Source organism: Paludibacterium purpuratum (genome assembly GCF_004363805.1).
GTDB classification, from domain to species: domain Bacteria; phylum Pseudomonadota; class Gammaproteobacteria; order Burkholderiales; family Chromobacteriaceae; genus Paludibacterium; species Paludibacterium purpuratum.
Window position 1 is genome coordinate 414712 of sequence record NZ_SNZP01000001.1, and the last position, 14298, is coordinate 429009.

Sequence of the window (14298 nt, forward strand, 5' to 3'; positions counted from 1 at the left end):
TTCATTAAAATTTTTCATAAGCGGATCTTCATTCCCGCCCCGTTGTACCGGAAGATATCCCCCCGCGATTCGCTAGCCTCGCGAGAGACCCCATTTTCAGGACAAGCCATGCTTTATCTCTATACCGCACGCGATGCCGATCACTTGGCGTCACTCTTGCGCGATGCCCTTCCCGGGATTGAATTGGCCGCGTGGCCACAAGATGTGGATTACAGCAAGGTTCGCTACCTCGTCGCCTGGAACCCGCCGGAGGGGTTTTTTGCGCGCCTCCCTAAGCTTCAGGCGGTATTTGCTTTGGGCGCTGGCGTCGATCGTATGCTGGCTCGTCCCGATCTTCCACGGCAGGTACCGGTCATCCGCCTGACGGACGCCGGCATGGCGCGGCAAATGGCGGAGTACGTGTTGTACGGTGTGCTGCGACACCAGCGCCATTTCGACCTTTACCAACAGCAACAAGCGCGGCACGACTGGAAACCGTTGCCGCCGAAGCTGGTGCATGAAGTCCGGGTGAGCGTGTTGGGGCTGGGCGCCATTGGCGCTGTGGTCGCCCAAACCCTGGCCGAGTTCGGCTATGCGGTGTCCGGCTGGAGCCGTCGCCCCAAGGCCTTGCCGGGAGTTCGCTACCACCACGGCCCTGACGGATTGGAAGATCTGCTGGCCGAGACCGACGTATTGGTGGGCGTGCTGCCCTCGACGCCGGAAACGCGCGGGCTGATCGACCATCGGCGATTGGCTCGACTGCCGCGCGGCGCGACATTGATCAATGTCGGGCGGGGCGACCAGGTCGACGAAAGCGCATTGCTCGAGATGCTGGAAACCGGGCATTTGCGCTTTGCCCAGCTCGATGTGTTCGCCAATGAACCGCTGCCGGCGGAAAGCCCTTTGTGGGATCGGCACGATGTGGCGATCACCCCGCACATCGCGGCCATCACCCTGCACGGTCCCGCCGTGGAGCAGATCGCCGACAACCTACGGGCGCTGCAGCGCGGCGAGGTGCCGGCCGGACTGGTCGATCGAGCACAGGCTTACTGACCTACCTAGTAAACAATAAACGGGCCGAGTCTTTCTTATTGCATCTTTCCCCAGCGTTTGGGGGCATGCAACTTGAAAGGCCTGACGCTCTATATAGGCTCTGGATTGGCGCTGCGGCTGCGAGAGGCTGCCGGTTTCGTACCGCCAAGTGGCAGTCTGGTGGTGCAGAACGATGGTTCGCTGGTTGAGCGGGGTGGCTTTGGTGGGTCTGCTGCGGAGGTTGGGCACTAGAGATAAATTTACGCTGAACCCGATGTATGCCTTGGTTATTTTTAACGCCATTTATGCATGACTGCCGCGTCAAGTTTATTCGTGTGCGCGATTCGTGTTGACTGCATAGTTTATCCGTACATCTTTCCAACATGAAAACCATTGAATTACCTCTAATCTATACGCTTCAACAATTCCGAAGCCATCGCGAACCTAGCATCTGGTATAATCCAATGGATTACATGCCGTGTTGCTGACGTTGGTAGAGTTGCCGGAGTTTCGTCGGCAAGCTGCAAGGCTGTTCACGGATGGCGAGCGGCAGGATCTGATCACTTACTTGGCCGGTCAACCGAAGGCTGGTGATCTGATTCGGGGCACTGGAGGGATTCGAAAGTTACGCTGGGCACGTGCAGGGATGGGGAAAAGCGGTGGTGCGCGTGTTATCTATTACTATCACAGTGACCTTATCCCCTTATTCTTACTGACCGCCTATGGCAAGAATGAAGCGGCCAACCTGCCTCAGGCCGAGCGAAACGAACTGGCTGTCTTGGTGGATATTTTGGCTGACTACGCGCACGGAGCATTGAAATGAGTACGCTCTTCGATAGCATCAAGCAGGGGCTGAACGAGGCCATTGCACACCAGCAGGGGCGGCCGGCCGACACGGTTGTCCACCAATTGGCGCCGCTGGACGTCAAGGCGATTCGTGCGCAGACGGGATTGACCCAGCAGGCATTTGCCGCTCGATTTGGCGTGAGCCTTGGCACCTTGCGTCACTGGGAGAGGGGCGACCGGCAGCCGCATGGCCCGGCGCGTGTCCTGATGCTGGTGATCGCCAAGAACCCCGAAGCGGTTCTTTCTGTGTTGTCCTCGTAAACGGAGAGGGTCTTGGTTTTTCTCTAGCCCTGCAGAGACTTAAGTGCAAGATCCGGTGCAACGGACACCCTATGCAATAAAGCTGCGGCAGGGCCAGTTGGACTGCGCTGATGCTGTGTTTTCCGCTGTGTTGCCCAATCCAAACACCCCATACCCAAGTTCCATCTCCCCTTAACAACAATCGTCTAGTACCCCAAAACAAGCTTCATGCAAGGTTTATGGCGTTGTAATCCTGGCTCCGTAAGGTAGCGGCAGGTCTAGCGGCCGCGTCGCGCCGAAGTGCCGATAAATTTGTCTATACGTCTAAACACATGGAGCCGTCTCCGATGAAGAAACAGATCGCCGTTTTGCTGGGGTTGGCCCTGTCGGCCGCCTCGCTGGCTTACGCCAATACCAGCCTGACCGTGTATACCGCCCTGGAGGCCGATCAGGTGGATGCCTACAAGGCCGCCTTCCAGAAGCTCAACCCGGATATCGACATCCGCTTTGTGCGCGATTCCACCGGTGTCATTACCGCCAAGCTGCTGTCGGAAAAAGATCATCCGCAGGCCGACGCGGTCTGGGGACTGGCCGCGACCAGCCTGATGATCCTCAAACAGCAAGGGATGTTGCAGGGCTATACCCCGAAGGGCGCCGATAAGCTCAGCCGCCCGTTCGTCGACAGCAGCAAACCGGCGCAATGGACCGGCATGGATGTCTGGGCCGCCACGATTTGCTTCAACACCGTGGAAGCCGCCAAGAAGCATCTGCCGGTGCCGCAAACCTGGGCCGATCTGACGCAACCGGTCTACAAGGGCCAGATCGTGATGCCGCATCCGGCCTCCAGCGGCACCGGTTATCTGGATGTTTCCGCCTGGCTGCAGCTGATGGGGCAAAAACAGGGCTGGGCCTATATGGACAAGCTGCACAACAACATCGCCCAGTACGTGCACTCGGGCTCCAAGCCCTGTTCCATGGCGGCGTCCGGCGAGTATCCGATTGGGATCTCGTTCGAATACCGCGGTGCGGAACTGAAGAGCCAGGGCGCGCCGATCGCGCTGATTTTCCCGAAGGAAGGTCTGGGTTGGGATCTGGAGGCAACCGCCATCGTCAAGGGCACCAAGAATCTGGCCGCCGCCCAGAAACTGGCCGACTTCTCCGCCAGCTTGCCGGCGATGCAGTTGTATCAGAAGAGCTACGCCGTGCTGGCCATGCCGGGCGTGGCGCAGCCCAACCCCAATTTGCCGCGCGATTACGCCAAGCGTTTGATCAAGAACGACTTCGGCTGGGCGGCGCAAAACCGCGATGCCATTTTGCAAGAATGGTCGCGTCGCTATGAAAGCAAGGCGGCGCCGAAGTCCTGATTGCGTCACAGCAACCATCGAGAGCGCGGGGAGGATCCGCGCTCTTTGTTATGAGGGAGGTCGGCATGCAAGTGGCCGATGGCTTGACCCGTTTGGCGGATCACCTGACCGTCGAGCAATTGACGCGCCGCTTTGGCGCTTTTACCGCGCTGGACGCGGTGTCGCTATCGATCGGCAAAGGGGAGTTCGTCTGCCTGCTCGGCCCTTCCGGCTGCGGTAAGACAACGCTGCTGCGCCTGATCGCCGGACTCGACCAGCCGGATGGCGGACGCATCGCCCTGGCCGGGCGCGACATCACCCATGCGCCGCCGGCGGAGCGCGATTACGGCATTGTGTTCCAGAGTTATGCGCTGTTTCCCAATCTGACGGTGGCCGAGAACATCGCCTACGGCTTGAAGCCGCGCCGCGACCGGGACCGCATCGCTCAGCGCGTGCGCGCGCTGCTGGACATGGTAGGGCTGCCGGGGGTCGAGGCGCGTTACCCGGCGCAATTGTCCGGCGGGCAGCAGCAGCGCGTGGCGCTGGCGCGGGCGTTGGCCACTTCTCCCGGCATGTTGCTGTTGGACGAACCGTTGTCGGCGCTGGATGCGCGCGTGCGCGACCGGTTGCGCGAGGAACTCAAGGGGCTGCAGCAACGCCTGGGCGTGACCACTTTGATGGTGACGCACGATCAGGAAGAGGCCTTGAACCTGGCCGACCGGGTGGTGGTGATGCAGGGAGGGCGCATCGAGCAAGTGGGCACGCCGGCCGAAATCTATCGCCGGCCGGCCAGCCGCTTTGTCGCGACCTTCGTCGGCGATGCCAACTGGCTTGCGGTCGGCAGCCGCCAGGGGCAGTCGGTCATGGTCGGCAGCCACCGCCTGCAACTGGCTGCGCCGCTGCCGGAAGCCCCCGAGTTGACGCTGTTTCTGCGCCCGGAGGATCTGGTGGTCAAAGCGCAATGGGACGGTGCGGCCAATACGGTGCTGGCACGGGTCGAGGATGTCCGTTTCGCCGGTGCGCTAACCCGGGTGCGCTTGCAGCCGGAAGGCATGCCGGGCCAGGTGCTGCATGCCGAACTGTGTCCCGCCATGCTGCAACGCCCGCCGCTGGTGCCCGGCGAGATCGTGCCGGTGGAGCTGCCCGCGACCCGGTTGTTGGCGTTTGCCGGGGAGGCCGCATGCTGAGCGCGATGTGGCCACGACGTCACGCAGCGCCGGGCGTCTCGCGCGGCGAAACCCGTATCGGTCTGTTGCTGATCGGCGTGTTGACCGGCCTGTTGATCCTGGCGGTGTTGTTGCCGTTGACGTTTATTTTCGGTCGCGCGGTGCTGGACCGGCAGGATCGTTTTGTCGGACTGGCCAATCTCTGGCAGGTGCTGGACTCGCCCGGCTTGATGCGGGCGGCCATGCATAGCCTGTCGCTGGCCTTGGTGGTTTGCCTGCTGGCGATTCCGCTGGCTTTCGCCATGGCCTGGGGCTTGACCCATGCCCGCGTGCCGTGTCGGACGCTGTGGCGTCAGATCGGGCTATCGCCGCTGTTGACGCCTTCGCTGCTGCCAGGCATTTCCCTGGTCTATTTATTCGGCAACCAGGGGCCGCTGAAAGACTGGATGCCGGGCGGCACGGTCTATGGTTTTTGGGGCATGGTGCTGGGAGAACTGTACTACACCTTTCCCTATGCGCTGCTGATCCTGTCCACTGCGATGGCGGCGGCGGATGGACGGCTCTATGAAGCCGGCAGGGTGTTGGGCGCCGGCCCGTTGCGCCGGTTTCTGACCATTACCCTGCCAAGCGCGCGTTATGGCCTGGCCTCGGCCACCCTGGTGGTGGCCACGCTGGTCATGACCGATTTCGGGGTGCCGATTCTGGTGGGCGGCGATGTCGACGTGCTGGCGGTCGAAGCCTATAAGCAGGTGATCGGCCAGCAAAACTTCCCGCGCGGCGCCGTGATCGGGCTGATGCTGCTGTTGCCCGCCTTGCTGTCGTTCTTGCTTGAGCAGCGCCTGGCTCGGCGTCAGCAGGCGGCGCTGACCGCCCGGGCCGTGCCGTATGCGCCGGTGCCGCGGCCCGGGCGCGATCGGTGGGTTCTGCTGTTTCTCTGCGCGGTCTCGGCCGGGCTGCTGGGTATGTTGGCCGTCGGCGTCGGCGCCTCGCTGATCCGTTACTGGCCCTACAATCTGGCGCCGACCCTGCTGCATTACCAATTCGGCCAGTCGGACGGCGGCGGCTGGGCCGCCTACGGCAATAGTTTGGCCATGGCCGGCGCCAGCGCACTGTTCGGCACGGCGCTGGTGTTTCTCAGCGCCTATGCCTGCGAGAAAATGACCCTGGCGCCGGGCGCGCGCGCCATGCTGCGTTGCCTGGCGATGCTGCCGATGGCGGTGCCGGGACTGGTGCTGGGGCTGGGCTATGTATTCTTTTTCAATCATCCCGCCAACCCGCTCAATGGCCTGTATGGCAGCTTGGCGCTGATGGTGGTCTGTACCATCGCCCACTTTTACAGCACCGCGCATTTGACGCTGGCCACGGCGCTTAAACAGTTGGATCGAGAGTTCGAGGCGGTGGCGGCTTCGCTCAAGGTGCCGTTCTGGCTGACGATGTGGCGTGTGACGCTGCCGGTGTGTCTGCCGGCGCTGGTGGACGTGGCGCGGTTTTTCTTTGTCTCGGCCATGACCACGCTGTCGGCGCTGATCTTTTTGATGAGCCCCGCGCATAGTGTGGCGGCGGTTTCCATCATTACCCTGGACGAGACCGGCGATACGGCCGCGGCCGCCGCCATGGCCACCTTGGTGGTGTTGACCTCGGCCGCGGCATCCTTGCTGTCGATTTGGCTGGAGCGCCGCTTGGCGCACCGCACACAGCGCTGGCGTGCGGGCTGATGGGGGCGGCCGGGCCTACTTGCGTCGATAGTCGCGATAGATGCCGCGCACCCAGTCGAAGCAGGGGCGGACGCTTTGCGTTTGGCGCCAGGCCAGCAAAACCGGTGTCAGCGCGTCGGCAAGCTCGGCCTCGCTTTTGCCGATGGCCACCAGCGGGGCGAGCAGGGCGCAAACCGTCAGGTCGGCGCGGCTGAACTGATCCCCGACCAAAAAGGCTCGCCCGGCTAGCGAGGCGTCCAGCCGATCCAGCGCCGCTTCCAGCCGTAGGCGCGAAGCTTCCCCGGTGGCCGGGTTGATGTTCATGCCCTTTTTCATCAGCAGCCGCAACAGGGGATAGGCGGTTTGCAGCACGGCACGCTGCAGCGGCGTGGCATCGACCTGCAAGAACATGAGTGCGCGCCGCCGATCGCCTAGCGCTTGCGAATAGAACCAGCGCCGCAGCGGCACGCCGATTTCCCGTGCGGCGTACTGTTCCCATTCGTCCGCTTGGCGCGCCAGATCCGGGTCTTGCGGCGTCAGCGGATGTTGCGGCCAATGGGCATCCAGATAATCGATGATGGCATCCGAACCCTGTATCACCTGCTGGTCGTGTTGCAGGATCGGCACCGTGCCGCGTGGCGCGAGGCGCTTGGTGCGCAGCAGATGAAGACCCGGCAGCAGATTCTCCCGCGCATACGACTGCCCCTTGTAGTCCAGCGCCCAGCGGGCTTTTTCGCAGAAGTGGGAATAGGGGAATTGGATCAGGTTCATCATCATGGTTACGCTGGCGCGGGTGGTGGTCGGCAAGTTTGTTTATACCTCAACGCGCTGCGCTTTCTACAACTTTTTTGCATTTTGCATAAATGGATGCGACGACGCCAGGCGGCCAGCCTGGCGTCGTCCATTACGGGGGAGGGCTATTGCACGTGGATCTTGATGGTCTGACTGAGCTCGGGCCCGTAGGAGTGATGCTGTCCATCGGCGAACAGCAGCGTCAAGGTGTGATTGCCGGGGGGCAATGGAATCTCGACCTCGGTCTGGCCCTTGCCGAAATGCAGATGCGACTCGTCGAACGGAATCAGTTCGCCCTTGGGCAGCGCCGGGGTGTCGATCAGTAGATGGAAGTGTCCGGTATCGGCTTCCATGGTGCCGGCTGGACGAACCGTCATGCCTTCGACGCCGAATTGCATTTTGACGGGGCTCTCGACCGTGGCGCCATCTTCCAGCCCGATGAAAAATACCGTTGCGCCAAACGCTTGGGCGGCTGCGGTACACAAAAAGACGAGCACGGCGGCGAGTTGAGAGAACTTGCTTTTCATGGTGGGCTCCTTAGCAATGCGGAAACGGCATGGAACACCCTGTATGTATGACACGCTAGTGGCCGTTATGCTAGGAGCCCGGCAAACCCGTTATTGATCCGACGGGTCGAGGGCGATGGCCGCGGTCGCTTCGACTTCGACCATCATGCCGGGGATGGCCAATTGGCTGACGTTGATCAGCGAGTGCGGCGGCATGGGCGCACCGGCAAACGCGGCTTTCTGGCACGCCATATAGTCGGCGAAATAGCGAATGTCGGTTACATAAGCGACGATGCGCACAATGCTATTCATATCGCCGCCTTGCGCGCGCAGGATGCGTTCTATTTTCTGGTAAGCCAGCTGGCATTGGCCGCTGAAATCGCCCAAATGGGTAATTTCCCCGGTATCGGGGTCTTCCGCGCCCATACCCGAGATATAGAGTGTTTTATGTTGCCCTTGAACGATGGCGGCGTCGGCGAATAAATCCTTGCTCCAGACGCCATAGACGTTTTCTTTGTGGAAAGGTGCTTTTTCCATGATGGTCGATCCTTTTGTTATGTGTGGGAATACGCATATAATGCAAGTATTCACTTTGAATATTATCGGGCGGCCATGAATTACGCAAGTAATGACTTTGAAAATAAGGCCCGTACCGAGGATCACTTGCTGAGGTGGCTGAAGACCCACGAGGCTTGCAGTACCGCTAGCCTGGCACAGGCGTTGGGCACCACGTCCGAGGCGGTGCGGCAGCAATTGGTGAAACTGGTCGAGCAGAATCTGGTGGTCGGGGAGCTGGCTCGTACCGGGGTGGGCCGGCCCAAGCAGTTGTGGCATTTGACGCCCTTGGGGCACGCGCGTTTCCCGGATGCGCACGGGCAGCTCACGGTGCAGTTGATCGAATCGGTCGGCGATCTCTTCGGTGCGGACGGCGTTGCGCGCCTGGTCGAGCACCGCGGCGCACAGCAATTGGCCAGATACCAGGCGGCGCTGGGCTCGGCGCTCAGCTTGGCCGAGCGGGCCGAGCGTTTGGCGGAGCTACGCTCGGAGGAGGGCTATATGGCCCGCGTGGCGCGCGATGGCGACGATTGGCTGCTCATCGAGGATCACTGCCCGATCTGCGCGGCGGCGACCGCATGCCAACAATTCTGCGCATCGGAGCTGACGCAGTTTCAGACATTGATGGCGGGCTGGGCACAGGTCACACGCGAGACGCACCTACTGGCTGGCGGCCGTCGTTGCGTCTATCGCCTGCAAGCACCCGCCGACGACGCGGCCTAAGCCGCCGGCGATCCATCCACGAATTCTTTATGCAATCCCAAACGGAGTTTCACCATGCAGCGCTTGACGATTTCCCTCAGTGACGAACTGGCCGAGGACTTTGACGCCTGGATGCGCCAGCGCGGCTACACCAGCCGCTCCGAAGCCATGCGCGATATGCTGCGGCGCGAATTGGGCGAGCGCGATCTGCAGCAGGACGACAATCAACCCTGTGTCGCGGTACTGAGCTATGTGTTCGATCATCACGAACGGCAGTTGTCGTCGCGGTTGACCAGCCTGCAGCACGATCATCACGACTTGGCCGTCGCCACCATGCACGCCCACATCAGCCACGAAGACTGTGTCGAAACCGTGCTGTTGCGCGGCCGGGCGGCCGAGGTGTCGGCCTTTGCGAACACGGTGATCGCCGAAACCGGCGTTCGCCATGGCCAGGTGCAATTGATTCCACTGGCGGCGTCGCCGACACCGACATGGCGACGCGTGTGAATGAGGCAGCGGCCGGGGGCATCGCCCCCGCCTCCAACTGAAGGCCTTAATCGGCCGTTAGCACCAGGCACCCCGCCACCTCGCGCACACGCGCGGCCTTGGGCAGATACATCCACGAGGTGCTGCCATCGACCGACTCGAACGCCCATGGCAAGCGGCTATCGACCACCAAACGGCACTCGTCGGAATTTGGACGACTGCCACGCGGCAAGCACAACACGGAAATCAGGGAAAGTAACTGCTGCTGGCGGAAATCCTGGTTTGGAAAAAAGACTTGAGCTGAATTACCATCTTGAGTAGCCATTCTGACTCCTGGAGTGAGTTGGTGTGGTTAGCGGGCTCGACGGTGTTGGTAGCACCCCGGGCCCGCGCCTCTTCGCGGCAAACGCCGCACCGCATACCTTACCCAGCAAGACACAAACAGACAACCAAGCGCGACCGTCAGAAAATGCTGAAACTTTGTGCCTGCATGTTGTGGGTTGGCTGAGGTGGGGGGCATTGCTTTTTCGTCAGGGTTGATGGCTTGTGTAGGCCTTCAGAGGGGTATTACAGGGTTGTTGCTGTTTGGCCTTTGCGGCCGTTTGGATTTCGCTGAGTCATGTCTACATTGCACCGAACTCTAGACCTTCGCTCTCTGCAGCCTTCAGGCTGCTCTACGCACTTTTTACAGGTTTTGGAAAGGCTTCAGCCAGAGGGGAAAGTGTCCTCTGCAATCTATGCATACGCTGCCTTTGCCAGCCATACATTCCTGTGAACTCGGGGCGACGATCTCTTATTGCCGCCACTTTCAAAGAAGCAGGTAAAAGCTTTGACTCTCGTATCTCATCGGATTGCTAACGAAGTACTTTCTAATCAACTTCGCCGATATTGGTCGGGGCGGTGATGGGTAGTAGAAACTCCCGGCCGAAGTGGTCTTCCAGGCTTTGCTGGGTGATATAGGGGGTAGAAGTAGTCACGCTGGCATTGTGAGATGCATAAAGTACGTTAGAAAGTATTGAAGACGTTCGGTAAACTTAGATGCGATTATAATTTAAGATTATGAAGAGAGGTGCTTGTGATTGATTTTGTTTATGGTGTGATTATTTCATCTTTTTCTTCGGTCGTTCTTTTATCTGCTCTGGTTTTTTTAGTAAAAAACTGGTTTATAGAAAGACTTAAGGCCAGTGTCGGATATGAGTACAGTGCGCAACTGGAAAAGCTAAAATCCGAGCTGACAATGAAGAACAATGAAAGTCTTGAGTCTGTTAAGCATGAAGTGGCTAAGGAATTTTCTGCCATATCGATGGCGCACAAAACTCTAGAAGGAAGCATTGCTATTGCACAGCAGAAGAAGGTAGATGGTGTGGAGAAGCTGTGGAGTGGTATTGTGGCATTGAGAAATTCCACACCATCAGCATTTACTACTGTTGATGTTTTACTTGAAGCAGAGTTCAACCGGTTTGATTGCACGAAAATTGAAAATGCACAAAAATTTAGTAAAGGTGAAATATTTGAAATATTTACATCAAAGATAGATGATGACGGGATGGTGGATTTGGCTCGCCTTCATGTTGGTGAAAAATTGTGGTTCTTCTTTTTTGCATACAGGGCACTAAACTTTAGATTGGCTTATGAGATATCGGAAAGCATTAAGAAAAATTCTCTTAGTCCATGGTATAAGACTCGTGGCATGAGAAATATGTTGGAGAATTTTTTTACACGGGAAGAAATTGATAAGATGGATTCTATGGAGTTTAGCAAATTTTCATATTTAAGAAGCATCCTGGAGGAAAAATTTTTAGATGAAGCAAGGCGTATTGTTTCTGGCCGGGATGTGGGAGGGGATGCAATAAAATATGCAATGATATTAAGAGAATATTCCAATTATACTGGTGATTATAAATAAAATCATGAAAGTGAATTGACTTTGTTTTCTCTTTATTGTTTTTGCAAAAAAATACAGTAAACCACAGTCGTTACTTATCACACGGCTGACAGGCAACTTTAGCCGAAAAGTAGAAAGTAGAGGGACAGGCCTAATGTGATGGCCCACCTGACCTCAGCAGCCCAGCAGGCGTCAAACCTGCTGAGCCGTTTCTCTTTCATGCAAGTCGCCGTCGAAGGGCACAGAACGGCGAGTTGCCTACTTCAGTCAGTACGTTATTCTGGGTTACTCCTCCGGCAGAAACTAAGGCAAACTACTGGCGGCAACTCGCCAGCAAGGCCTTTGCAATGGTCTCAACTTAAGCCAACAAGACTCGTTGAAAATCGGGCGGTTCATGGGTTCCTGATACCCTGCAGCTTGAAAAGTTGCAAGGAAGGTGGCATTGCTAATATTAAGCATGAAATTCCGATAGGCGACATGATGACAATACGAACGCTCACCGATCTTTCCCCTAGTGAATTTGAGAATTTAACCCTAGACCTCCTGGCACGCTTGGGTCTTAAAAACAGCGTTTGGAGAACCCCGGGCAGGGATGGGGGTAGAGATATCCAAGGTGATGAATTTATGGATGATTTCTCTGGGTACACTTCCCAAAAAAGTTGGTACGTAGATTGCAAGCGTTATTCAGGCACGGTTAGTTGGCCAACAGTCTGGGAGAAGATTGCATTCGCCGACTCTAATAATGCAGATGTCTTCCTGCTTGTCACCACTTCGACACTCTCGCCGCAAGCAGTGGATGAGGTAAATCGTTGGAATGATACGCGCCGGGCGCCGAGCATCAGGTTCTGGAACGGCCATGATTTTGATCATCGACTGAGTCTGCATACGGATATTCAGGTCAAGTATGGTTTGAGCAGTCAGCCCATTCAAGATGCCGCTCCAGCCATTGTTGAGCTTTCTAAAATACTCCTAAAGTATACGAATAGCATTGCTGCCCAGGTAGAGTTTGGACGAACGACTGAGGGGCCCTTGGCGGCCATACAAGCGATATCGGAGCTGATTACCGCACGCCTTGGCGAGATAGAACTCACTGGCCATATCTCCGTACAGCGTTTTAGAGCTGAGGTTGACGCCTATGAGTGGCTCAAAGATGCAGAATCAATTTCTCTCCTGGGATTTGACCGCTTCGCAGTGCGTGCGATTGCTGCTCTCATTCGGTGTTACTCAAAAGCAACCGATATGGTGGTAGCACGAATTGAGGATAGCCCTAATGCTGTAGAAATCCGTGGGCAGGGCATCCCAGAAACACTACTTAGCGATCTCACGACCATCGGATTTTGGGGGAGCATTGGTGTAAAATTGACCCCAGAATTAGTCATCCTGGAGAGAATGAATGCAGCCAGTTGATCCCACTCAAACTATTGCGTTGATCCAGAATATTACACACCAAGCCATTAATCCGTTGAATGGAGTAATCGGCACGCTGGATAATTTAATAGATGGAACTATAAAGGGAGATCGTAGAGATCAACGTATCAAGAGTGCAAGGGCACAACTCGAATACACAGTCTCCCTGATTCGCAACCTGGCGTACTTTGCACAATATGGCACAAGTTCAATTGTTGAGCCAAAATTTAAGATTACTAAGATATGCGTAATCCCACAATTACTTATTGAGGCTGCACAGTTTTTTCAGGAACAGGCTGCTCATAACGAAATAAGGTTCGAAGTCAAAGACAGAAGTAATCAGACATCAGTGCATGGGGATCCAGAGCTGATGCGGCAAATCTTCATGAACATCTTTGATAACTATACAAAATATGGCGATTCTAATTCTACCGTTGAAATAAAGCATTGGATTCAGAAAAGAACAAACCATCTGATTATTGAGTTTTCAGGAAGGGGGACGCCTTTTTCCAACGAGGAGGATATCTTTGCACTGGGGGTGCGAGGAAAGCAAGCAGAGGAAAAAACATCAGCAGGCTCGGGATTGGGTCTTCATATCTGTCGACTGATAATCGAGAGGTTATTCAAGGGAACAATCTCCGCTAGTTATGTTAACGCAAAGCGATTGGCTTGCTTTGAGGTTCGCATTCCGAATGCATTCATCACGGAGAGCCAAAATGGATAATAATAAAATCCTTGTAATGGATGATGAGCCGCATATTCTTGACTGGCTTTCAGATTATTTGGCCGAGAAGGGATATGAATGTACTTTTGCCAAGAATGTTGCCGAAGCTGTCGAACAACTAAAGACATCTACGTTCAGAATGCTTATTCTCGATCTCAACGTACCTGCCCCAGGGGAGTATGGGACAGCAATCAAAGCAAAGGGCGATCTCTTCACGGTCTATCGCGGTCTCTACGTCGCAGAGATGGCACGAGGAATGGGGTACCGTGGGCGTCAGGTCATTGTGTATTCGGTTCATGACGTGGACGAAGTACGCACCCAAACTGATCGTATGAGTGTCAGCTATGTCACCAAGGGGAGACCACGGTCCTTCAAGAAGGAGATTGATGACGTTCTGTCGTTCGACCCAACTTCCAACCGCTAACTTGGACCGAAAATCTAAATGATGGGGTATTCTATGGTGCTTGCCAGCTAGGCTATTTAACATTGCTTTGTAGACGCATTCATGGCATTGATAGCCCGAAAGCAACGGGCTCTTATGGGGCGAGAGCAAGCGTTTGCCAGTCAAGAAAGCCGCCGTTCGACTGTCTGATCACGGCAACGTCAGCTAACTGCGGCATTGCTGCCACTCCGGACTGCAACCGCCAACGGCCACAATGGCCGACAACCTGTCATTTGGTGATGATCTCGCTCTCTGTGGCCGCATTTCGGCCGGAGCGGTCTTCCACCCTATTTGCCCAGAGCGTCCGCTCAGGGCAACATACCGGTCATTTCCATTGCACCGTAGCCGAAAGGCTGCTTTTAAACCTGGGGAACACACTATCCTCCTGTTGCCAGTCGACTCATTGTCAACGACAGTCGAAATCTGACCCACTTTACCGGTAAATCGACAGTTCAAATCTGACCCACCCGGGGCTCATTGAGCAGCCTGTTTCCGCACT

Annotated in this window: 16 protein-coding genes; 12 read left to right on the forward strand and 4 right to left on the reverse strand. The window is 56.6% G+C overall.

What is annotated here, in order from left to right; all coding sequences use genetic code 11:
- Nucleotides 1-108: 108 nt before the first annotated feature.
- The 6 genes from DFP86_RS01895 to DFP86_RS01925 all read left to right on the forward strand — a co-directional run bounded on the left by DFP86_RS01895 (nt 109) and on the right by DFP86_RS01925 (nt 6321).
- On the forward strand, nt 109-1032 hold the full coding sequence (locus DFP86_RS01895; protein WP_133678296.1) for a 2-hydroxyacid dehydrogenase: 924 nt from the start codon (nt 109-111) through the stop codon (nt 1030-1032).
- Between the two features lie 457 nt (nt 1033-1489).
- The gene (locus DFP86_RS01900; RefSeq protein WP_208108182.1) at nt 1490-1834 is read left to right on the forward strand and encodes a type II toxin-antitoxin system RelE/ParE family toxin; all 345 of its coding nucleotides are present in this window, start codon (nt 1490-1492) and stop codon (nt 1832-1834) included.
- Nucleotides 1831-2118: a helix-turn-helix domain-containing protein gene (locus tag DFP86_RS01905; protein WP_133678297.1), complete on the forward strand. Its 288-nt coding sequence runs from the start codon at nt 1831-1833 to the stop codon at nt 2116-2118. The genes DFP86_RS01900 and DFP86_RS01905 overlap by 4 nt, the downstream gene beginning before the upstream one ends.
- Nucleotides 2119-2444: 326 nt before the next feature.
- Nucleotides 2445-3461 carry a putative 2-aminoethylphosphonate ABC transporter substrate-binding protein gene (locus DFP86_RS01915; protein WP_133678298.1) on the forward strand — a complete coding sequence of 339 codons (1017 nt, stop codon included), beginning with the start codon at nt 2445-2447 and terminating at the stop codon, nt 3459-3461.
- Between the two features lie 65 nt (nt 3462-3526).
- Nucleotides 3527-4627, forward strand: a complete 1101-nt coding sequence (locus DFP86_RS01920) for a putative 2-aminoethylphosphonate ABC transporter ATP-binding protein (RefSeq protein ID WP_133678299.1) — start codon at nt 3527-3529, stop codon at nt 4625-4627.
- Nucleotides 4621-6321 carry a putative 2-aminoethylphosphonate ABC transporter permease subunit gene (locus tag DFP86_RS01925; RefSeq protein WP_133678300.1) on the forward strand — a complete coding sequence of 567 codons (1701 nt, stop codon included), beginning with the start codon at nt 4621-4623 and terminating at the stop codon, nt 6319-6321. Before DFP86_RS01920 ends, DFP86_RS01925 begins: the two co-directional genes overlap by 7 nt.
- Nucleotides 6322-6336: 15 nt before the next feature.
- Here DFP86_RS01925 and DFP86_RS01930 read toward each other — a convergent pair whose 3' ends face one another.
- The 3 genes from DFP86_RS01930 to DFP86_RS01940 form a co-directional block, all read right to left on the reverse strand.
- Nucleotides 6337-7107, reverse strand: a complete 771-nt coding sequence (locus DFP86_RS01930; RefSeq protein WP_133678301.1) for a glutathione S-transferase family protein — start codon at nt 7105-7107, stop codon at nt 6337-6339.
- 110 nt (nt 7108-7217) lie between these two features.
- Complete coding sequence (locus DFP86_RS01935) at nt 7218-7619, reverse strand: DUF4399 domain-containing protein (RefSeq protein WP_133678302.1); 402 nt, start codon at nt 7617-7619, stop codon at nt 7218-7220.
- A 90-nt stretch (nt 7620-7709) separates the two neighbouring features.
- On the reverse strand, nt 7710-8135 hold the full coding sequence (locus tag DFP86_RS01940) for a RidA family protein (protein ID WP_133678303.1): 426 nt from the start codon (nt 8133-8135) through the stop codon (nt 7710-7712).
- 75 nt (nt 8136-8210) lie between these two features.
- Between DFP86_RS01940 and DFP86_RS01945 the strand changes: the two genes are divergently transcribed.
- Together DFP86_RS01945 and nikR are read left to right on the forward strand one after the other, a co-directional pair.
- On the forward strand, nt 8211-8876 hold the full coding sequence (locus tag DFP86_RS01945) for a helix-turn-helix transcriptional regulator (RefSeq protein WP_133678304.1): 666 nt from the start codon (nt 8211-8213) through the stop codon (nt 8874-8876).
- A gap of 54 nt (nt 8877-8930) precedes the next feature.
- The gene (gene nikR, locus DFP86_RS01950; RefSeq protein WP_133678305.1) at nt 8931-9362 is read left to right on the forward strand and encodes a nickel-responsive transcriptional regulator NikR; all 432 of its coding nucleotides are present in this window, start codon (nt 8931-8933) and stop codon (nt 9360-9362) included.
- 46 nt (nt 9363-9408) lie between these two features.
- On the opposite strand, the gene DFP86_RS01955 is transcribed toward nikR, so the two are convergent.
- Nucleotides 9409-9666, reverse strand: a complete 258-nt coding sequence (locus tag DFP86_RS01955; protein WP_133678306.1) for a hypothetical protein — start codon at nt 9664-9666, stop codon at nt 9409-9411.
- Between the two features lie 744 nt (nt 9667-10410).
- On the opposite strand from DFP86_RS01955, the gene DFP86_RS01960 reads away from it, so the two are divergent.
- The 4 genes from DFP86_RS01960 to DFP86_RS01975 all read left to right on the forward strand — a co-directional run bounded on the left by DFP86_RS01960 (nt 10411) and on the right by DFP86_RS01975 (nt 13781).
- A complete protein-coding gene (locus DFP86_RS01960; protein ID WP_133678307.1) occupies nt 10411-11247 on the forward strand; it encodes a hypothetical protein in 837 nt (278 codons plus the stop codon).
- Nucleotides 11248-11385: 138 nt separating this feature from the next.
- Nucleotides 11386-12633: a restriction endonuclease gene (locus tag DFP86_RS01965; protein ID WP_133678308.1), complete on the forward strand. Its 1248-nt coding sequence runs from the start codon at nt 11386-11388 to the stop codon at nt 12631-12633.
- Nucleotides 12620-13357, forward strand: a complete 738-nt coding sequence (locus DFP86_RS01970) for a sensor histidine kinase (protein ID WP_133678309.1) — start codon at nt 12620-12622, stop codon at nt 13355-13357. The genes DFP86_RS01965 and DFP86_RS01970 overlap by 14 nt, the downstream gene beginning before the upstream one ends.
- The gene (locus DFP86_RS01975; RefSeq protein WP_166642113.1) at nt 13350-13781 is read left to right on the forward strand and encodes a response regulator; all 432 of its coding nucleotides are present in this window, start codon (nt 13350-13352) and stop codon (nt 13779-13781) included. Before DFP86_RS01970 ends, DFP86_RS01975 begins: the two co-directional genes overlap by 8 nt.
- Nucleotides 13782-14298: the final 517 nt, after the last annotated feature.